At 40.7% G+C, this 24,004-nt stretch carries 4 protein-coding genes; all 4 read left to right on the top strand.

Annotated features, from left to right (window positions below):
- Positions 1-125 precede the first annotated feature (125 nt).
- Positions 126-14,429: a CARDB domain-containing protein gene (locus ACK4HU_RS14520; protein ID WP_409807924.1), complete on the top strand. Its 14,304-nt coding sequence runs from the start codon at positions 126-128 to the stop codon at positions 14,427-14,429.
- A gap of 136 nt (positions 14,430-14,565) precedes the next feature.
- Positions 14,566-16,509 carry a 7TM diverse intracellular signaling domain-containing protein gene (locus ACK4HU_RS14515; RefSeq protein WP_409807922.1) on the top strand — a complete coding sequence of 648 codons (1,944 nt, stop codon included), beginning with the start codon at positions 14,566-14,568 and terminating at the stop codon, positions 16,507-16,509.
- A complete protein-coding gene (locus ACK4HU_RS14510) occupies positions 16,502-17,149 on the top strand; it encodes a response regulator (RefSeq protein WP_409807920.1) in 648 nt (215 codons plus the stop codon). The genes ACK4HU_RS14515 and ACK4HU_RS14510 overlap by 8 nt, the downstream gene beginning before the upstream one ends.
- A gap of 195 nt (positions 17,150-17,344) precedes the next feature.
- Complete coding sequence (locus ACK4HU_RS14505; RefSeq protein ID WP_409807918.1) at positions 17,345-23,884, top strand: MopE-related protein; 6,540 nt, start codon at positions 17,345-17,347, stop codon at positions 23,882-23,884.
- Positions 23,885-24,004: the final 120 nt, after the last annotated feature.

The raw sequence follows: 24,004 nt of genomic DNA, 5'->3' as shown, positions 1-24,004 counted from the left end.
TGATACATCTCTGATATTCTTATGGCTATGGGATTTTGATTTTTGCTTTGGGAACCTGTTCTCTTTCTGTTTTTGAAAGCGAGATAAGTCCCAAAAACCACGAGAAAATCAAAACATTCATAGCGATGAGAAATTTTTACACCACGACAAATCGTTTTTTATTTCCGGTATTAGCAGGTATTTTTTTACAGTTCCTGGTCGGAGGCCAACAGGCCAAAGCCCAGGAACTCTCCGGAACTTACACTATCGGAGCAACGGGAGATTATGCAAATTTCAATGCTGCCGTCTCAGCCCTTTCCACAAATGGTGTTTCAGGCTCGGTAGTTTTTAATGTTCAAACTGGCACGTACACTGAGCAAGTTGTACTGAATGCGATCAATGGTGCATCATCGACCAACACTATTACTTTTCAGAGTCAGTCGGGGAATCCGGCGGATGTAGAACTTCGGTTTAATTCAGGTTCGGGAGCTATTTACACCGTCAATCTTGCAGGAGCATCACATTTAAGGTTCAAAAATTTAAAACTAACCTCAATAAATGCTACTAATTCAAGAATACTTGCTGGAACAGGCACTATCAATGACCTGATAGTGGAAAATGTTGTTTTTACTGCTCCGAATACAACTAGTACTCTTAATACAAGAGCACTAGTCTATATGGATCTAGCATCTTCTTCATCGAACTTACAATTTCTTGGGAATTCATTTACAGGTGGAAGCACTGGCATTATTCTAATTGGGTCAAATGACATTGAAAATCCAGCGGAAGGCATTCTGATTTCTGAAAACACATTTCGAAGCAACCAATATGGAGCGATGGATCTCAGTAGATTATCGGCTCCAAGGATTGAAGAAAATGATGTGTTAATAAGCAGTTCAGCCGGAAATTCTTCCTCGCTTATCCTTGCCAATTCAAGAGGTGCAGTTCAGATTCTCAAAAATAAATTTATAGGGTCCACTTTATATGGAATGAGACTAACTGACGTAGTCAATACCTCAGGGACTAAAAGTCTTGTGGCAAACAATTTCGTGGCTGGAACTTCTTCAGGTACTATTCATCTCGTTAGATTGGACTTGATTTCTCAACTCAATTTTTATCATAACACATTGAATAATTATGGGTTTGGGCATGGGATTTATTTTGTAGGATTATCGGAAAGTGGAGTAAGTATTGTCAATAATCTGATCAAAACTGGTGCAGGGTTGGTACTTGATATTGCAAGCGCTCCAGGTTTGGCAAGTTTGGAGAATCTAGATCACAACGGTTATTTCAATACCGGGAGTAATTTAGTTCGAACTGGCTCTGGTTTTCCTACCACGGAATATCCTACATTAAATTCATGGCAAAGTGCCTCGGGTTCTTTTGAACAGAATTCACTTTTTGGGAATCCATTTTTTGTGTCCGATACTGATCTGCGGCCCACTTCAACGCTTTTTGAATCTTCAGGTACCAGTCTATCCGAGGTGCCAACAGATATTGATGGGGAATCCAGGAGTGCAACTCCGAGCATCGGTGCGGATGAATATATTGGTATCCCTAAAGCTCCTTTGGCAGGGACATACACTGTTGATTTTAACAGTTCAGGAGAACGGAATTTTAAATCGGTAGTGGAAGCAGCAGCAGCTTTAAACTTCAATGGAATATCTGCTTCTGTAATATTCCAGATAGCAAACCGCACTTACTCCGGGCAAATAGAGCTGGGTAATATAGAAGGAAGTTCCATTGCGAATACAATAACCTTTGAATCAGCATCAGGTAATAATACCGATGTAATTATTCTTGCCTCTCCAAGTACTTTAAAAAATTTCGTTTGGTCTCTAACTAATACTTCTCATATAAGAATAAGAAACCTCACAATTTCAGTAAATGGTGGAAATGCTACAATAGGAAGAAATTTCGTGGGCGTTGGTAGTATTAATCATTTTCAAGCTGATAACGTCAGGTTTCTTGGAGGCAATATGTCTGGATCAAATGCCAATAGAAATAATGTTTATTTAATACTACAAGATTCTGAGAACATCAATTTTAATAATTGTGAATTTAGAGGTGGGTATCAAGGTCTAAATATCTCCCGTGCATTGATTGAGAACATAATCTCAGGAGTCACGGTCAGTGGAAATAGCGTTAGGAATACCAATCAAACTGGTATTTCTATGTCGGGTATATCCGATCTAAACATTGTAGAAAATGATGTGCTCCTTACAACCGTCGTGACCGGTTCAAGATCAATATCTTTAAGTAACATTACCGGAAACATTCAAGTGACCTCAAACAAGTTTATAGGAGGAACAGGAGCACCAGGAGCAGCAGGAGGAGCCGGTAATTTTCAAAATTTAACTGGAAGCAGCCAAAACAAAGGCCTGATTGCAAATAACTTTTTCTCCTCTTCTGCGGCTATAAGTGTTGAATTGGCCAATTTGACCCACATTAATTTTTATCATAACAGTATCTTAAACACAGGAACTGGGTTAGGTATTCAATCATCAGGAGGATTAGCAGGTGTAGAAGGGGTTCGAGTAATAAATAACTTAATCAAGACGGGTTCAGGTGCTGCTATTCGGGTATTTAGTTCCGAACCTATTGAAGCCTGGGACTACAATGGGTATTATACCATAGGTTCTGTATTGGGTATTTTGGTTAATACGGAAATTGGGAGTCTTGCGGAATGGCAAACTGCCACGGGGTTTGATACCAATACATTGAGTTTTGATCCCATTTTTACATCGGATACTGACCTTACCTCTACCGCACCAGCCTATGCCAATTCGGGTTTGCCTGTTCCTGAGGTTACAGTGGATTTCAATGGTGCAGAAAGAAAAGATACCCCAAGTAGGGGAGCTGTTGAATTTGATGGACCGCCGATTTCACCTTTAATTGGAGAATACACCATCAACCCTGTTGGGAGTGGAGAAAGAAACTTTATCAGTTTTGGAGCCGCGGTTTTTGCACTTCAAACCAATGGCGTGGAGGGCGCGGTAATTTTCAAAGTAGCAAATGGAACTTACAATGAACAAATCGTAATCCCAGACATTTTGGGAGCTTCCAGTACCAATTCAATACGGTTTGAATCTCAGTCAGGTAATTCCAATGATGTGATTTTGCAATGGGCGGTTGTAAATATTGAGAATTACGTAGTCCGTTTTGACAATGCCAAGCACATTTATTTTAAAGATATGACCTTGGCTACAGCCTCCGCAATTGGCTCTGCCAATGCCCGGGTTCTAGAAGCTTACAATACTATTTCAAATTTAACTTTTGAAAATTGTCAAATTAGAGGCAATGAAAATACATTGACTGGAATTTCAAGGGCGGTTGTTTATTTTAATCCTATTTCGGCAGATGATATCCGATTTATTAATAATAAGATTCAGGGAGGATCCTATGGAATTTATTTCAGATTAAATGATGTATTCACTCCATTGACGAATTTACGCATAGAAGATAATGAGATTCTATCTTGGAGGCTGGAGGGGATTAATGTGTCTCCAATATACGGCGGTATAATCAAGAGAAATACAATCCATACTTTATCTACAAGCGCTTCAAGAAGAGCTGTACTTCTAAATAGTATAAACAATGGATTGGAATTTGAAGGAAATAAAATATTTGGGGCTAGAACTGAATTTACAAATGGAATCTCGAATAGTGTAGAAACCCCAGTTTTGATCACTAATAACTTTTTCACGAACAACACTACATCAGCCGCTCTATTGATTTCTAATACAGCCCACTTCCAGATTTTTCACAACAACGTTTTGGGCACGCTGACAACCGGCCCCGCTTTTGAATACTCCGAAGGATTTGCAAGTGTTGGAAATAAAATCAAAAACAACATTTTCAAATCGAATACCGGATATGCAATTCGTATAAACAATACCAGCGGATTGGAAGAAATCAACCACAACGGCTACTTCACCTCAGGAGCCAATTTAGCCAGATGGCTTTCTACTGATGCGGCGAACCTAGATGCTTGGTATACATTGACAGGAGGTTTAGACTTCAGCAGTTTGAATGTAGATCCACTTTTTACTTCTGATGAAGCACTGTACACAACCGAAGAGGCCTATCAAGGTGCCGGGATATTTTTACCATCAGTCACTGTAGATATTGATGGTTTGGTTAGAAATCAACCACCAAGTATTGGCGCAAATGAAGTAGGTGAAGTGGATCCATGTCTGAATGTGAGTTGTTCGCCGGGATATTCCTGTGAAGAGGGCGTATGTGTAATAAACAAAGTTCAAGTCAGTGGGATTGTAGTCGACTTTGACACACAAGTGCCACTATTTGAGGTTAAGCTCTCAAGAGACGGAGCAGAGGATGTATTCACTGATGCTTCAGGTGAGTTTTCCTTCGAGGTAGAAGCATTTTCACTCCTTACTATCAGTTTTGAAGGATATAATCCAATTCAAGTTGTAGTCCAAGCAGAGGCAGGTCCTCAGATCTTGAATTTAGAATTAGTAAGTCAATGTTCAGGCATTGAGTGCCCGCTTGGACAATCCTGTTTTCAAGGAGGGTGTTTCCCAGAAAGTTATTCAGTTTCAGGAACGGTAAGGAATGCGGATACCAATGAGCTATTGTCAGGGGTTTTGGTTAGAACGCTCTCTTCGGAAGAGGACATCTTCACAGATGAGAATGGCTCGTACTCTATTTCGGCACTTTATAATGAAGTAGTTAGCTTCTCTAAGGCTGGTTTTGAGAATTTCACTTCTGATCCGATTCTTGGTAATACAACCGATTTGGATGTTTTGCTTCAGCCTATAAATGATCTCTGTGAAGGAGTTGCATGTCCTCCAGGATTTGCATGTAATCAAGGCGGGTGTTTTCCTGAAAGTTATTCAGTTTCAGGAACGGTAAGGAATGCGGATACCAATGAGCTATTGTCAGGGGTTTTGGTTAGAACGCTCTCTTCGGAAGAGGACATCTTCACAGATGAGAGTGGCTCGTACTCTATTCCGGCACTTTATAATGAAGTAATTAGCTTCTCCAAGGCTGGTTATGAGAATTTCTCTTCTGATCCGATTCTTGGTAATACAACCGATTTGGATGTTTTGCTTCAGCCTATAGATGATCTCTGTGACGGAGTTACATGTCCTCTAGGATCTTCTTGTAATCAAGGAGGATGTTTTCCTGAAAGTTATTCAGTTTCAGGAACGGTAAGGAATGCGGATACCAATGAGCTTTTGTCAGGGGTTTTGGTTAGAACGCTCTCTTCGGTAGAGGACATCTTCACAGATGAGAGTGGCTCGTACTCTATTCTGGCACTTTATAATGAAGTAATTAGCTTCTCCAAGGCTGGTTATGAGAATTTCTCTTCTGATCCGATTACCGATCCATCGACAGAGCTAGGTGTTTTTCTTCAACCGGCAATAGATCTCTGCGAGGGAGTAATATGTCTTCCCGGATTTTCATGTACCCTAGGCACTTGTTTTGAAGACCCTATTTTAGTTACAGGAACTATCAGGGATGTGGTGACTTACTATCCTCTTCCAGAAGTGAGTGTATTTACCCAATCATCATTTGAATCGCTGATAAAATCCAATGGAAATGGCGTTTACTCTATTTACATTTTACCAGGAGAAGTAATTTACTTCTCACTAGAAGGATATGAAAACTTCAGTTCCCAACCTGTTCTAGAAGCAACAAATGGTTTGGATGTAGTACTAACCAAGAATTGCGATGGAATCTTTTGCCCAATTGGCCAGTCTTGTTTCAATGGACAATGTTATCTTAATTGTTCCCTAGATATAGACTGTCCTCCTGGAACTAAGTGTTTTGAAGGTCGTTGTGTTCCATTAGTAGATATATTTGTTTCTGGCATTGTAAGAGATATTATTACCAATGAGCCTCTCTCTAATGTTTTTGTTACAGGAAATATTCGAGGTCTTAACACAGTTGAAACCAATACCAACAATGATGGCTATTACGAAATTAGCCTTAAAGATGGAGCTTATATTACATTTAGTAAAACAGGCTATGATGAGTTTACCTTAGGTCCAATTGAATTAGGCCAAATTGATTTTAATGTAAACCTACAACTCAATCCTTGTAAAGACACTTTTTGCCCAATTGGCCAGTCTTGTTTGAATGGAGAATGCTATCTTAATTGTACGCTGGACATAGACTGTCTTCCTGGGACTAAGTGTTTTGAAGGACGTTGTTTACCATTAGAAGATATTTTTGTTTCTGGAATTGTAAGAGATATTGATACCAATGTTCCCATTGCCAACATAAGAGTGTTGGGGACTACCTTGGAATTAGACCAATTCGAAACATTTACAGATGCTAATGGATATTACGAAATCATACTTAAGGAAGGCTCTTCCATTATTTTTAATAATTCAGATTATGAAGAGTTTATTTTAGGCCCGATTGTTTTAGGTCAAAGTGATTTCGATGTCTATTTACGATTCAATCCATGCGAAGGAATACTTTGTCCAATAGGTAAAACTTGTGTTGGTGGAGAATGTAAGCAAGCTTGTTCTATGGACATAGATTGCCCTCCGGGAACTGTTTGCGCAGGAGGTGCATGCCTTACATTTGATGAACTTTGTCTAATTACCAAATGTCCACAGGGAACAGTCTGTCTCAATGGCAGGTGTATTACAGAAGTGGATCTTTGTTTTAATAAAATATGTCCCGAAGGCACCTACTGTTTGGATGGCGATTGTATAGTAGTAAATGATCCATTCCTAACTATATCAGGTACTGTAAGAGATAAAATTACCGGTAATGTTATCCCTAACATAGAAATAGAAATTGGAGATAATTACAAAACAATATCCGGTAGGTCAGATGGTACATATACTGCAAAAGTTCCTTTTGGATTTAGTCTCAATTTTTCACGATTTGATTATGTAGAGTTCAAATCTCCTCCGATGTCTGTTTCCAGATCCAGCTACAATGTAGAGCTCTACAAAAATTGGTGTTTGATCCACTCGTGTCAGCCAGGCCAAGTCTGCGTAAACGGTCGCTGTGAGACTATCTTCTACACCATATCCGGTATCGTCAGGGATGAATTGACAAATGAACCGATAGCAAATGCTACAGTGAAAACTGCAGGAGCTTCAACTACGACTGATGAAACAGGAGCATATACCATTGAGGTAATTCTCGATAATGCGATTCAGTTTGTGAAAGTCGGTTATGCTACCATGCAATCTCCAATCATCAAAGCGGATAATGCGAGCTATGATGTACTGCTTGGAGCAGACCTTTGTGATGGCACAACTTGCGCACCTGGATTTGCATGTAAAAATGGAGACTGCGTAGCAGACCCATGTGCTGGAATTGTGTGTCAGCCTGGTGAAATCTGCTTTAATGGATTCTGCTTGGCTCAGCCTGATTTGACCATTTTGGGAACTGTGAAAGACATAGTAACGGGCGAACCAATAGCTGCTTCGGCAGTGGTGAATAGCTCTCCGACTTTAGTAGACTACAATGGATATTTCATTGTTCAGGTGCCTTATGGTGAGCAAATTCTATTTATTGCCAATGGATACGAGTGGGAGTATTCCCCATTCTTAGTTGAAGACTTTCAGGTATTGGAGATTTTCATGACTCCTGATGGAGTATGTGAAAATGTGAGTTGTCCTGACGGAAAGATTTGTGCCAATGGAGTTTGTATAGATCCGTGTGAGAATACAAACTGTCCTCCAGGGACCAACTGTTATTCTGGCCAATGTTTACCGGTGGTATGCGAAAGTAGCCTTACCACACTTCAGATTACTCCGGAAATCGGTACTTCTGAGACTGAATTTAACTTTACAATCTCTTATAGAGACCTTGGAAATTTCAGTCCAAAAAATGGATATCCACGATTGGTATTGGAGCCTCAAAACGCTGATCCTAATGATCCAAATTCTTCACTAAATGTGGAAATGTCAGAGTTGGATCCTAGTGACGGAAATTTGGCAGATGGTAAACTGTACACAGCAAATGTTTCTGGTTTATCAGACAATACGGCTTGGAAGGCTTATGTAGAAGTCGAAAATGAAATTGGTTGTACGGTGGCAACTGAGCCAATCAATGCGCCAAATGTCTCTGTCAATAATTTGGACATAGCCATCTTTGCCAACAACATCTCTTTCTCAAATGATACGCCACTCGAAAATGAGACCATTACCATTTTTGCCAGAGTCAGGAATCTTTCTGACTTCCCGGCAGAGGACTTTGTAGTATCGGCATATGACGGGGAGAATCTGATTTTCAGCACCACGGTAAATCTGCTTGAGGCGCGTTCAAATGTAGATTTGTCTTGGGTATATAGTTTTGACGAAGCAGGATTCTATCCAATCAAAGTAGTGATAGATGAAACCAATGTACTGGAGGAAATCAATGAACTGAATAATTTCGCTATCAGGCCGGTGTTGGTTGGAAACTATGTCTTGCCTGGTGGAATTGAGGTAAGTGCCAATCCTAATACCAATACAGTTTATGTCAATAGCTCTGTTACTATTTCCGGTACCGCTCAGTATTTTGGAATTGACGAAGGGGTAAATCCGAACGTTGTCGGTGCCAATGTTACCTTAAACTATGAAACTGGTAGTACGCAAACCACCACAAATTCAAATGGCGGATTTAGCAGAAATATCAAGATGCCGGGTACCCCGGGGATATACACCTTCACAGGTACAGTGACAGATTATACACTCACTGCCCAAATCCCAAGCTTCCAAGTTGAGGTAATTCCATATCCTGAAAAGCCTGATTTGAAAACTGAAGTCGTGCTTAATCAGACCGAGGCTTTCGCTGGAGGTGAGGTAAGCGGAACTGCTACGATTTCAAATGTGGGAGAACTGACAGCCATCAACTTCATTTTCAGAGTTCAATCTTGCGAGGGAATTATTGAAGATTTCCCGATCACTTCTCTAGCACCTGGAGAGTCTTTGAGTTTCAATTTCACAACCCTAATTTCAGATCAAACAGGTTCTTGCTTCAGCAAAAACAATTGTTCAATCTCTGCAATTGCTGATCCCACAAATCAGGTAGATGATAAAACCAGAAACAATAATTCGGCGGGGAAAAGTCTTACGATCTATCCTGAAGCACCTGATTTAACTCCTTCAAGGTCTAGCATAAGTTCAACTAGTAGAATGGATGCTCCATTCCAGTTCACAGTTCGTGTGGATAATATTGGGGGTGTGGCAGTCACTGAAAACTTCTCTGTGAATGTCTATTTGAATGACGAATTGGTTGACACTAGACAGTTTGATTTCTTGGATCAATGCGGTCAACTTTCCTATCCGGTTACCTTGGAATTTGAAAATCCGGAAGATTATCAAATAAGTATCAAAGTTGACGAACCAATAGGTGATGGAGTAATAATAGAAGCCGACGAAGCGAATAATGTCTTTACCCGAACAGTTCGCTACTTACCGCCTCCAGCCGAAATTGCTAACCTGTATATCACCAATACCTTACTTTCAGTAACTCCGGCTTCACCTGAGTCAGGACAAGACTTCCTGATCAATGCAAAAATTAGAAATAATGGAAATGCCGCTGTAGTGGAGGATATAGAAGTGAATTTCCGAATTGAGGAAAATGGGGTGTTCAGAAATGATATCGTCCTCATCTCAGGTGGATTGGAAATTGGTGCAGAGACTACCGTGCAGTTTGAAACTTCACTTTTCCAAAATGGCAATCATTCAGTTTTGGTAGAAATTGACCCTAATAATCTGATCGAGGAAAGTACCAAGTTTGATAACAAGGCGGGAATGCCACTTTGTGTGGATTTGGTTGCTGTTCAAACTGGTTCGGTTTGGAGTGGTAATTTCTTTGTAGATACTCAGCAGAATTTATCTGGAAGAGTAAGGAATACAGGATTATTTACAGCTTATAATGTCCGAGTAGATTTTCTATTGGACGGAGCAGAAATCGGAAATGTAATCATTCCAGAGATCAAGCCAAGTTTTGGTTCATTGGGTCAGGTTGTATCAATACCATATGTTTTTAGAGATGCCGGAATTTTCCAATTGGAAATGGCTATAGATAGAAATGACATCTATATTGAGTGCAATGAGGCAAATAACTCAGTGGTAAGGGAAATAAGGGTTAGAGATCAACAGCCGGATCTCAGGATATTACCGGAATATATTTCACCAACTGAGCTCAATCCAGAGCCAAATGAAGAAATAGGTCTCTTTGTTTCTTTTGAAAATATAGGTGTCGCCGGAGCTCAGCCTTTCAAAGTGAGGGTAACAATAGATGATGTTCCAATTGGAAACGATATTCAAGTAAATGGATTGGCAGCAGGTCAATTAAGCACTGTTCCTGTTGAGGTTCCTTACAGTAGTCCTACAGCTGGCGTCAAGGTGATCAGAGGAATTATAGATGTAGATCAGGAATCTGATGATGTCAGCTATGCCAATAATGAAGCGACCAGAGCTTTGGTAGTTGGACAGGCGCCAAATCTTTTCTTTACAAAAATAGATTTCAGCACATATTGTCCTGAGGTAGGAGAGTCTATAGAGATTTATGTGGACATCGAAAATGAAGGAGACCTTGGAGCAGATGCCGAAGTTCACTTCTACTACGTGACTGAATCAGACACTATACCGATTGATTTTGTTAATGTATCTGTTGATTTGCAAAGTGCGATTTCTACATCCATCAACTGGACGGTAGTCAATCCTGAATATGGAATTTTGGCTGAGATCAAAAATTCCAATCCGCAGGAGTTCGACGACTTGGATAATTTGATTTTCGGAGAATTTATAGATATAGTTCCTCCGACAATCGTCAAGCAGGATATTTCGATTTATCTCGATGAAAATGGCGTTGCGGAAGTTTCCCCTGAAATGGTTGACAACGGATCTTTCGATCAATGTGGAATTGCCGAGATGACCCTGAGTCAAACTGAATTTGACTGCACACAAGTTGGACCTCAGACTTTGATCTTTACGGTTAAGGATAATTCTGGAAATGAATCATCTGCTGATGTGATTGTCACTGTTTTGGATGATTTAAAACCAACGATCACGGCACCTGAACCAGTGACGGTTTCCACCGATGCAGGAGTTTGTGAAGCAAGTGAAGTGATTCTTGGAACTCCGGTAACGGATGACAACTGCTCGGTTGCCAGTGTAAATAACGATGCACCAGCTGTCTTCCCAATAGGAGAGACAATGGTGACCTGGATAGTAGAAGACGCTTCGGGCAATACTGAAACGGCTACCCAACTGGTCACTGTCAATGATGTCGAAAAGCCAACAATCACGGCACCAGCACCAGTAACAGTTTCTACCGATGCAGGAGTTTGCGAAGCAACTGGAGTAGTACTCGGAACACCTATAACTGGAGATAATTGTTCAGTTGCGGATGTGAGCAACGATGCACCAGCTGTCTTCCCAATCGGCGAGACTTTGGTAACCTGGACCGTGACTGACGCTTCCGATAATACTGAAACGGCTACACAATTGGTCACTGTCAATGATGTTGAGAAACCAACCATCACAGCACCGGAAGCAGTAACTGTTTCTACCGATGCAGGAGTTTGCGAAGTAAATGAAGTGGCACTTGGTACGCCAGTTACAGATGATAACTGCTCGGTTGCAAATGTCTCCAACGATGCACCAAATGTCTTCCCAGTAGGAGAGACTTTAGTGACTTGGACAGTAGAAGACGCTTCGGGTAATACTGAAACTGCTACCCAACTGGTCATTGTCAATGATACCGAGAAACCAACAATCACGGCACCAGCACCAGTAACAGTTTCCACCGATGCAGGAGTTTGCGAAGCAAGTAATGTGATCCTCGGAACTCCGGTAACAGATGATAACTGCTCTGTTGCAGATGTGAGCAACGATGCACCAGCTGTATTCCCAATAGGTGAGACCTTGGTGACTTGGACAGTAGAAGACGCTTCCGGCAATACCGAGACGGCTACCCAACTGGTCACTGTCAATGATGTTGAGAAACCAACAATTACTGCACCGGAACCAGTAACTGTTTCCACCGATCCAGGAGTTTGCGAAGCAAGTGAAGTGATCCTTAGAACTCCGGTAACGGATGACAACTGCTCGGTTGCTAGCGTGACCAACGATGCTCCGGCTGTCTTCCCAATAGGCGAGACCCTAGTGACTTGGATAGTAGAAGACGCCTCCGGCAATACCGAAACTGCTACTCAACTGGTTACTGTTAATGATTTGGAGAAACCGACAATCACAGCACCTGAGGACTTGATTATTTATCTTAATCCAGGGGAGACTGAGGCTGCTGAAGTGAGTTTGGGTGAGGTAATAGCTTCTGATAATTGCTCGGAGATTCAGATTAAAAACAATGCACCAATAATCTTCCCAATCGGAGAGACTATTGTTACTTGGACAGCAACTGACGCTAAGGGAAATAGTGCTGAAGATATTCAGAAAGTGACGGTGATTGCAGGTGATTTACCAACAATCACTGCACCTGATGATTTGACGGTTAGCACAGATGAGGGAGTTTGCGAAGCTACGATACCAGACTTAGGTACTCCAACTTTCACAGGACCAGTGAGTCTGGCCAATATCAGCAATAATGCGCCGGATATATTCCCTATCGGAACCACAGAAGTGATTTGGACGGTTATCGATGAATTTGGTAACAGCGCTGAAGACATGCAACTGGTTACCGTCAATGACATTGAGAAACCTACGATCACAGCACCGGAAGCAGTGACTGTTTCTACGGATGCAGGAGTCTGCGAAGCAAGTGATGTGATCCTTGGAACTCCGGTAACGGATGACAACTGCTCGGTTGCCAGTGTAACCAACGATGCTCCGGCTGTCTTCCCAATAGGCGAGACTTTGGTGACTTGGACCGTGACTGACGCTTCCGGCAATACTGAAACAGCTACTCAATTGGTGACTGTAGAGGACAATGAGGCTCCATTAGTATTTACTCAAAATCTCACATTTGAAATTTTGGAAGGTGAAACAGTATCAATAGCTCCCGAAGATGTTGATGCAGGTTCTTATGATAATTGTAATTCAATAAATCTATCTATTGACCAAAATGTATTTACAGATGCAAATGAAGGTGAGAATAATGTGAGATTGATAGGAACTGATAATGCAGGAAACATCTCTTCAGCTCAAGCAACCGTAACAATTGTGGTAATTAGAGAGCCAGTGTGTAAGGTTTATGCTTTTGCCGAAGACCTCTCTGTTTCTTTAGATAAGAAAGGTTCTGTCTCAATCTCTACGAAGCAGGTAGATAAAGGATCTTATACAGAATGTACAAAAGGAAAACTTAACCTTACACTTAGTAAATCTACATTCACTTGTGCAGATATAGGTAAGAATTCAGTTACACTGACTGCAACGGATCGAGATGGAAATGTCGGGACCGTTGAATTTAAAGTAACTGTCGTAGATGATACAGCTCCAAGGATAGCCAAGACGCCAAAATCTATAAAGACTACTATTTTGAAAGATGGAGAGTCTTTTAGCTTGCCAGATTACAGGAATATTTACTCATCCACTGATAATTGTTCTGTTGCTACCTATGAACAACTGCCAGTTCCAGGAACGATGATTGATCAAGTAGGCTCTTATACAATAACCTTTATAGCTACAGATACCTATGGGAATTCAAGTCAAAGTCAATTTGAATTGATAGTAGAAGTTGCAGGAACCAAAGGTGGTGGCAAAGGAGGAGGAAATGGAGGTGGAAAAGGCAAAAACAAATCCATCAATACTTCTGATTTGATTCAGGTAGCTTGGAATACTCCGTTTAAGGAATTGAAGGATTACACGGTATTGTACAAGCTGGGAGAGGAAACCGTGGAAATCATGGTAGACTGGAATGAGGAAGATTATGATCCGCTGGTTCCGGGTATCTATGAGATCAGTGGGAAAGTGAAGCAGTTGAGTTCTAATCGTATGATCCCTATCGATAACTTCAGCATGTATTTGTTGGTGCAGGACAAACCGATGCCGATTGATATCACCCTGAGTAATGAGGTAATAGCTAAAAATCAGGCTAAAGGCCAGGTGATTGGAACTTTGGAGACAAAAGATCAAGCAGACAGTATCCATATCTATCAACTCGAGGCATCAGATGACTTTGAGTTGGATGGCAACCAGGTAATCTGGATTGGAGCAGGGGAACTTCGCCACGAATACAGCATCTCGGTGAGCAGTATCGATCGGGTAGGACAGCGCATTTCCAGAGAGATTCGGATCACAAGAGAAATAGGAGCAAATCAGGTGACGATTTATCCTAATCCTGCCTCCAAGGAAACCAATATCAAGGTGGACTTGAACCAGGCCAATGATGTCAGCATTAAAGTATTTGATTCAGCAGGAAAACTTGTCTTTGAGGAGAGTGGCTATCAGGAGCGAGGATTTATCCGAAATGTAAATCTTCAGACCTTGAGTGCCGGGTTATATCAAGTACAGGTTCAGATTGGATTTGAAATAATCACCAAGCGATTGGTGAAAGTTGAGTAATTGAAGGATTACCTAATTATACCAAAAGCCCCAAAATTTACAGGGCTTTTGGTGTTATTTTACAACCTAATCTTTTGTTGATTTGCAAAAATCAAGGAATATGATAACTTAGAGAATACATTTTTTCCAGCATCAAATGAATTTAATTAGGGTTAATAAGGCAAATCTTCCAATTCTAATTTTAGCCTTTTTTGTTTTTATAACGAACTCATATTGTCAAGAAAAAATCCGCCCAGATGTAGCACAAATTAAAAATCCATCAAATTTATTAATAGCACCTTCCATTTTTTATTTAGAGGATAAAACCGAACGCTCAATAGAACAAAGTCTCTATGATTATTTAGAAGGCAATTTTAATCCTTTGGGTAATCAATATGTATTCAATAAGGGTTACACCGAGTCCATTTGGTGGTTTGGATTTTCTTTAGAAAATGGACTTGATGAGATCAACCAATTAATTTTCAGTCCAGTTGGGGCGGCAATTAGGGAGGGGATTTTGTACACCTTTACCCAATCGGGAGAATTGGTAAATACTCAATATTCTGGCTTTAAATACGGGGGTGATCAACGAGATATTAACAGTAGAATTACCTCATATAATCTGAAATTTGAACCTGGGGAAACACTTCATTTTTTGCTAAAAGTGGACAGTAGAGGATTGAACACCTACATACCCTTTTATTTGGACTCTGTAAATGAATATTGGGAATACGAGATTCACCGAACGGCGATTTATGGGACTGTGACAGGAATTCTTTTGTTAGCCACCCTATTTTCTATCTTCTTCTGGATTTATTTGAAAGACCGGATGTATCTCGCTTTTGGAGCCTATATACTCTCCTGTCTGATTTTGATTTTGGAGGAGGATGGGTTTCTTCATCTATGGTTTTATGGCAAGTACTTCGGTGATTTATCAGCTGTGATTATTCCGCTGTTCAGCTTACTTATGTCACTCTTCCTTCTTCTATTTATTTATCGATTTTTTGATTTGAAAAAAGATAATTTCACTTGGCATTTCTATGCAAGAAATTACAGTTTTTTCCTTTTTGGAGTTGCTGCCTTAGTTTTATCTACTCTTTTCTATCAGGAATATTACTCATTGAATAAATGGATTAATTGGGCCGGGCAAGTATTTGCGTTGGTTAATGTGGCTATAGTTTTAATGATTTCCCTTACCCAAGTAAAGCGGCAGGACAAGCAGGTTTATTTTTTCATAGCGGCATCTGCAGTTCTGCTTTTTGGTTTTAGTAATTACTTACTCAATCTTCAGGGCGTTACCAACTGGCATCCTTTGAAACCAAATGGATTGATATTCGGATCATTGGCCAATGTTTTGGTTTTTACTTTTGGACTTACTTCTCGATACAATCAGATTAAAAAAGAAAGGGAGCGTTTGGTCTTCGAAAAAAGCGAACAGGAAATAATTAATGCTAGAAATATTATTGAAGCTCAGGAAACGGAAAGACAAAGAATTGCCAAGGATCTTCACGACGATTTTGGAGGTTTGTTGGCGATGATTAAACTTAAAGTTGAAAGCCTGTTGAGTGACATATTCAATTCTGATGAAAAGAAAGCGGCAATCGAAGAAGCCCAAAAATTGATCGAAATTGCCTGCAAGGACCTTCGCTTTATTGCCCACGAATTGATGCCTGTGGAGGCAAGTGATAGAAAGCTCAGTGAAATGGTATCCGAAGTTTTGATTTTAGTAAAGGCTCAAAACAGGCTCAAAATAAATTATGACATTGGGGAATTGCCATTTCTTTCTTTGGATACCAAGATAAATCTCTTCAGGATCATCAAAGAATTGCTAAATAATATCATCAAGCATTCTGAAGCTTCAGAAGCAGATGTGCAAGTTTTCTTCGATGAAGTGGATCAGAATGTCACGCTTATGGTTTCTGATAACGGTAAGGGAATTCCAAAGGAAATGCTTCAACAGGCTTCGACAGGTTTGGGCATTGGAAATCTGAGAAAGCGGGTAAAGTATCTAAAGGGAAACATTCAATTTGACGTCAATGGTCACGGAACAACGGTAATCGTTACGGTTCCACTCGAAGCTAACGCAGTGAAATATGGATAACTTCTATAAAATTTTGATAGCGGACGACCACGAACTATTCTCAACTGGTTTAGAGAATCTCCTCAATAAAAACCCAAATTTCAAAGTGCTTTCAGGGTTTAGAAACGGAAAAGATCTATTAAACTATTTTGAAGAGGGGGGAGAGGCAGATCTTTTGATTTTGGATTTGAATATGCCGGTGATGGATGGCATTCAATTTTTAACCTACATCCAACGCAAATTTTGTGCGATCAAGGTTTTGGTAGTAAGTATGTATTTGACCGAATCAACTTTGAAACTTTGCCAAAACCTGGGTGCTCACGGATATGTCTGTAAGGATAGTTCGCTACAGATTTTACTCAAAGCGGTAGATGAAATACTAAATGGCAACTTTTACTTTCAGGAAACTTCACCAGAGAAATTCGAAGAGGCCAATCCTTCCGGATTTTATCAAAAGCTTAAAAGTCACTACAGGCTATCAGATCGGGAGATAGATATCATTCAGTTGATTATCAATCAATATGAAGGTAATGAAATAGCGGAAAAGCTTCACCTGAGTCCACTGACGGTTAAAACCCACCGAAAGAATATTTTTAGAAAACTGGGAGTAAGAAACCTGGCTGGACTCGTTGCACTGATGCGAGAGGAGCCTGGGATTTAGACGTTTATACTACTTTTGGGGTATTTTTTTTTAGAAATCGAGATATCAACTTGCTTAGAAAGAAAGGCAAATCTCAGCAAATCGAATCACATTAGATTTTAACAGAGTTATTAAGCGACTGACTTCCGATTTTTTTTGTCCCTGAGGTTTGGGATTTGTCTTTCTGAAAATTCTTAGAAACCAAACTTTACGCTCATGAGACCATTTTACCTTATACTTCTGTCATTTGGATTACTCATTACTTTTCCAGTTTCAGAAATTCGAGCTCAAGCTTCTCTGGGAATTTCGCTAGAAAGAAGTAATGCATCCCTCAGTTCCGGCAATACCTTCACTTATGAAGTGAGAGCTAGTGTTTCAAATCAAAATGCTTCCAACATGGTGATTTGGATAAAATTACCTGATAATGGCTCCGCAGACTTGATTTATCCTACTGCTGTTCATCCCGAGGCACCTTATCCCGAACAAAATGATCAATTGCAATTTGTCAGTTCACTAGATGGAGGCTTGTACACGAGTACTCAACTTACTGTTTCCGGTAAAACTATTCCAGCCAATAGTGTCTATTGGAATCTGGGCAATGTTAACAGCGGGATTGGATTTATTCGCAGAGCTACAATTAGGATAAAAGTAGGCACACTGAATGCAACCCAGTTTAAATCTCAGGCATTTGCTGTGGCAGATAATGCTGCTCAGATTGCCAGTAGCGTGGTCACCGTGAGTTCAATTGCAAGTCCTAATTATCAATTGTCCCAGAATGATAATTTCCTTGTTTTTAATGGCGCAAAATATCTAAACTATGGAGGTACAGGTTTATTTGGTCTTCGATTTTCAGGAAATTCTACACTCGGAGTCGAGTCAGTTTACAAGGCTAGGATTTACGAAGATTTGACTAATATCATTCCATTGATTGAGGATGGGGGGAATGGAATTCAACTATTGGATTTTATTAATCACAGTGAAGGGGCTGTTTTTGACCCAGCTTTTATTCCCGCAGGAAGTGTAACAAGTTTTCCGGCCATCTATTGGGATGTACCAGTGATCACTCCAGGTACCCCTCTGGATAGAAGTTTTAATGCTAAAATTAAGGAGAAGGCTGAGTTTGAAAATCCGCCACAAAGCTTTGAACGTAAAATTGGCATCAGGGCAAACCCAAATTTATCCTTGTCTACTTCGGGAAATGTCAACCTAGGTATAAATGAAACCCCTTCATTTAGTTTTGCCTTGGGAGAAAGATATTTAGGCCTCTCCCAAATCTCTTCGTCTAATAATGACTTGCTTAATGTTTCGGTACCAATTGGAGGAACTTATTCCGGGTTATTAAGAATCTCCAACACAGGCTTAGTCGCGCTCAATAATATTTTGCTTTTCAACAAAATCCCTATTGGAACTGAATTCTCCAATGCTTTTTTGCCTACCAATGCAAATGGCTTAATCTTTTATTCCACCACAACAGATCCCAACTACACCCCTACTAATCCACCTCCTGTTGATATATCTAAGCTTCCACTTTCTCTCAATCCGGATGGGAATTCAATATGGGAATCTTTCATTGATAATCCTCCGGCTGATAATGCAGCCGTTACTTGGGTAGTCTTTTATGTACCAAAACTGGTCTCATCGTTTTTTCCTGAGAATAATCTTCCTGTGACAGAAATAGGAGAAGTTGAATTGAAAGGAAAGCTAGATGACCCTTGTGTTAGTCAAATTGCTAACAATGTAGCTTTTGCCCGAGTGCTAGGAAAGTCATTTGACGGTGGTGAAATAGAATCAATAAACCTTTCATTGAGCGATTCAGACCCAATGCCTATTGTGCCTGATAGTCCTACAGTAACTATTTCATCAAATTTCTTATCAGCCTTTTATTCAGCAAATTCCACCGCGACACTTAGAGTGGTAATGACTAATTCTTCTACTTCTCCCTCAGTGATTAAGTCACCCATTTTAGAAATAGCTTCGGATCCTATCGGTATCAATGGGGTGCCTGGTTACTTGGATGTTACTTCTGTTTCTATTGGGACAATTATCGATAATCAACCTGGATTGGTAAAAATTCAATTGGATGATCAAGCGATCAACTCAAGCCGAACTGTAGATATTCGATTTGCAGTTCCTGAATTCGGGATTAAAAGCAATAGCATATTCACTGTAAATTCAACATTAAGCTGGACCACTTCCTGCCCGCCAAATTCTGTGAATACAAGCAGATCAGTAACCATCAATTCCCAACCCACCCTCTCGGTTTTTATAAAAGAAATCCCTGAGTTCACAAATCCAGGAGCAACGATTAATCTTGAAATAGAAGTCAAAAGTATTGGAAATGCACCTGCTACCAAATCCTGGACTGTTACGCCAATTCCTGACCCTATGGTTTTTGAAAAAATTGGAGGCAGCGAGTTTGGTAAAGTCTATTTTTCTGAAACTGATTTTGGGGATTTTAAAAGTTTTAGCTATCCAGTTGTCAGTGAAAATTACATTCTTTCCAATTTTACACTAGGGACTTATTCAGACAATGGAACACCTGCCGATAAGACTGATGATTATTGGACCAGCCCATTTGGAGAAAACACAAACACTGTTGCTGTAGGGTTAGATGATTTGGAATTGAGTTTATTTCCGACTCCTACCACAAAAAACCTAATTCTTACCCTCCGAAATGATAAAGATCGCGGGTCGGAACAATTGGATTCTCAGGTTGGCGAAACAGCAACTTTTCTTTCCTCAATATTTTCCAATGAGTTGTTTCGAGCGGTTTCGAATGAGAGAAAAACCACCTTTTTAACGAATCCAATTCCTGATTTTCAGCAGGAGTGTTTGGTGGAATTTGAGGATTTGCCAATTCCAACCGCTGAAGATCCTATTTATGGAACCCTTGTGGGTACGACTGATTTGAATTTGTTCCCTATCACAAAGCTCGGTAAGACAACAATTCAATGGGTTTTTGAGGCAAATGGTGAGGTTTTAAAAACTAAACCTCAAAACATTTTTGTGACAGATGGTGTCGCCCCAGAACCTAATTTGGCGGTATTGCCTAAAATTGAACAATCCTGCAGTGTAGCTTTTGGAGATTTGGAGATTCCTACCGCCACAGATAACTGCAAAGGCCAAATTCAGGGAACCACAAGCACAGCAATTTTCCCAATTACTTCGTCAGGTGACTATCAAATTACTTGGATCTTCAATGACGGAAATGGAAATTCGACTTCTCAAATTCAGGATATCACATTGTTAATCGATGATATTCCACCTACCATTATAGCGCCTGAAAGGAAAGTAATCGTTTTGGATAACGAGTTTACCTATGAAAGTATTTATTCTGTTGATCTTGGAGAACCGCAAGTTTCTGATAATTGCGGAATCGCTTCGGTAGTCAAAAGTTCATTGAATTTTTATTTAATCACCGGAATAAATCTGGTTACTTGGACTGTTACCGACACTCAAGGAAACAAGGGGGTAGGTTTCCAGGAAGTAGAGGTTAGGATTGAAGGGAACAATCAAAAGTTTCAAATTCCATCAGAATTGGTTAGAGATAATTTTGAAGGAATGTGTGGGGCAATTATCACAGGCTTGGAGGAACTAATCGTAGCCGTTCCTGAAACCTCAATTGACGAGCAATACTATATAAATGGCGGGTTTGGTAATGATAATCCCACTTATTTCCCTGTGGGAGAAACTATTGTCTACTATTTTATTTCCTATAACAATTACCAGAATTACTATACCTTCTACCAAAGGATTATCGTCAATGACCTTGAGCCACCTTTAATTACTGCACCAGCTGATATAATTATAAGCATTGAAGGTGGTGGAAACTTTGCAGCAAATGTCAATCTCGGGCAACCTGAATTTTCTGATAATTGTGAAGGTGTAAGTGTTTCCAATGATGCTCCTGATATTTTCTCAGTTGGGGTAACTATCGTGACTTGGACGGCTACTGATAAGGCAGGAAATACCTCTACAGCTACACAATCAGTGACTGTGGATGGTGATGAGGACTGTACTACTGCCTTTTACATCGATGCGGATGGAGATGGATTTGGAGACGGAAATTCTGCGCCAATAATCGCTTGTGAAGCTCCTGCTGGACGCGTGGCCAATAATCAGGATTGCGATGACACCAACCCGCTGATCAATCCGGCTGCTCCTGAACTTTGTGATGGCTTGGACAACAACTGCAATGGCATTGTCGATGATGTGGTCTCTCCTGACTTGGCTTTCTATCCCGACGCAGATGGTGATGGATATGGGGATAGTGAAGGAGAGCCTATTTTCAGTTGTGTAGCTCCTGAGGGCTATGTTGATAACAATCTGGACTGTGATGATACCGACCTAGCTATAAATCCAAGTGCAAAGGAAATCCTGGATGGAAAAGACAATAACTGCAATGGTTTGATCGATGGAGATGATCCAACATTTGAAGTGCTTTATGCCTTTTACCCTGATGAAGATGGGGATGGATTTGGTGCCAAAGGATCTGAACCGGAATTTTTCTTAACCCGTCCAGCAGGATATTCAGAAAATGATGATGATTGTGATGATACGGATTCAAGCATCAATCCAGAGGCTACTGAACTCTGTGATGGAATAGACAACAACTGCAACGGGTTGGTAGATGCAGAAGATCCTGATATTGTTTTTGACTTTGCGTATTATCCTGATCTGGATGGAGATGGGTTTGGAGACAGTCAAGCCGAGCCTGTTTATGCTTGCGAAGCACCTGAAGGCCATGTAGACAACAATGGTGACTGTGACGATTCAGACCCTACAGTGAATCCATTGGCAGAAGAAATTCCGGATGGTAAAGACAATAATTGCAATGGCTTGGTAGATTTTGACGATCCAGCTCTCAGCGGAATGAAATATTATTATCCTGATATGGATGGCGATGGATTTGGAGATGGATCTAAAACCCCAATTCTAGCCCGAGAAGCTCCCGAAGACCATGTAGCTAATAATCAGGATTGCGATGATACTGATCCGCTGATTAATCCTGCTGCTCCGGAGCTTTGTGATGGCTTGGACAACAATTGCAACGGGATTGTAGACGATGCTGATGCGCCGGACTTGGCTTTTTATCCCGACGCAGATGGAGATGGATATGGGGATAGTGAAGGAGAGCCTATTTTCAGTTGTGTAGCTCCTGAGGGCTATGTTTTGGATAACACGGATTGCGATGATACCGATCCTCTGATCAATCCGGGAATTCTTGGAACCTGTAACACTGATCCATGCGATGAACCAGTCGAAGTGATCAGTATCTCTGGTCCCTTAGATCCAATTCAGGTCAATAATCCAATCTCTGTCTCGGCTCATATATCCGGTGACGTTTTGGAGGCCAAGTGGATTTGGGATAATGGACAAGAAACTGTGCTTAGTGCTCCGTTTGGTGATTTCGCAGCCCAATACACGTATTCTACTCCAGGGGTTTATCAGATTAGTTTGGTTTTGGTAGATGCCTGTGGAAATGAAACCATCGGACTAACTGATTTGGCGGTAATCTTCGATCCGAATGGAGGGTTTATTACTGGAGGAGGATGGATTTGGTCACCTAAAGGAGCCTACCAACTAGATAAAAATGTAGAAGGAAGGGCAAACTTTGGATTTGTTGCCAAATACAAAAAGGGAAGCCAAAAAGTAGACGGCAATACCGAATTTCAGTTCAGAAATGGAAATCTGAATTTTCATAGCTCCTCGTATGAAGACATGACCCTAGTTATAGCGGGCCAAAAGGCAATCTATAAAGGAAATGGAAGGATAAATCAGAAAAGCGGCTATTCATTTATGGTATCTGCTATTGATGAAAATCAAAAAAATGGCAAGAAAAAAGATAAGTTCAGAATAAAAATATGGGAAACACTTTCAGGCAAACTTGTTTACGACAACCAGCTTGGAAGCTCGGATAATGCAGATGCATCAACTTCGATTTCCGGTGGAAGCATTGTAATCCATCAGCCACAGAAAGGCAAAAACAAATCCATTGATCCTTCGGGTATAGTTCAGGTAGCTTGGAACACTCCATTTAAGGAGTTGAAGGATTACACCGTACTGTACGAGTTGGAAGAGGAAACCGTGGAAATCATGGTAGACTGGAATGAGGAGGATTACGATCCACTTGTGCCGGGCATTTATGAGATCAGTGGTAGAGTAAAGCAGCTAAATACGAATCGAATCATTCCAGTGTATAACGTCAGCATGTATGTCTTGGTACTAGATAAACCGATGCCACAGGATATCACAATGAGCAATGTGGTAATCGATAAAAATCAGGCTAAAGGCCAGGTGATTGGAACTTTGGATACCAAAGATTTAGCAGATGATATCCATGAATATCGTCTGGATCCATCTGCAGACTTTGAGTTAGATGGCAATCAGGTGATCTGGATTGGTGAAGGTGAACTTCGCCACGAATACAGCATCTCGGTAAGCAGTATCGATCGGGTAGGACAGAGCATTTCGAGGGAGATTCGAATCACACGCGAGATTGGAGCCAATCAGGTCACTATCTATCCAAACCCTGCCTCTAAGGAAACCAATATTAAGGTGGACTTGAATCAGGCGAATGAAGTCAGCATCCGAGTGTTTGATGCAGCAGGACGGCTTGTCTTTGAGGAAAGCGGAAATCAGGAGCGAGGATTTATCAGAAATGTAAATCTACAAACCTTGAGTGCTGGATTGTATCAAGTTCAGGTGCAGATCGGATTCGAGACTATAACCAAGCGATTGGTGAAAGTTGAGTAGTTGAGAACTTACTTAAAATAATTTGTATATCCGCAATTCTGCCAGTAGCCAAATTTTATTAAGTTTCACCTCGACTTCCCTCCGCGGCGGGCAAGCTGCTCGGTGTCCGTTAGTTTTGCT

Source organism: Algoriphagus sp., from assembly GCF_046296635.1.
GTDB lineage: Bacteria > Bacteroidota > Bacteroidia > Cytophagales > Cyclobacteriaceae > Algoriphagus.
Note: the sequence above shows the minus strand (reverse complement) of the source record. Positions and strands in the feature narration are given on the sequence as shown.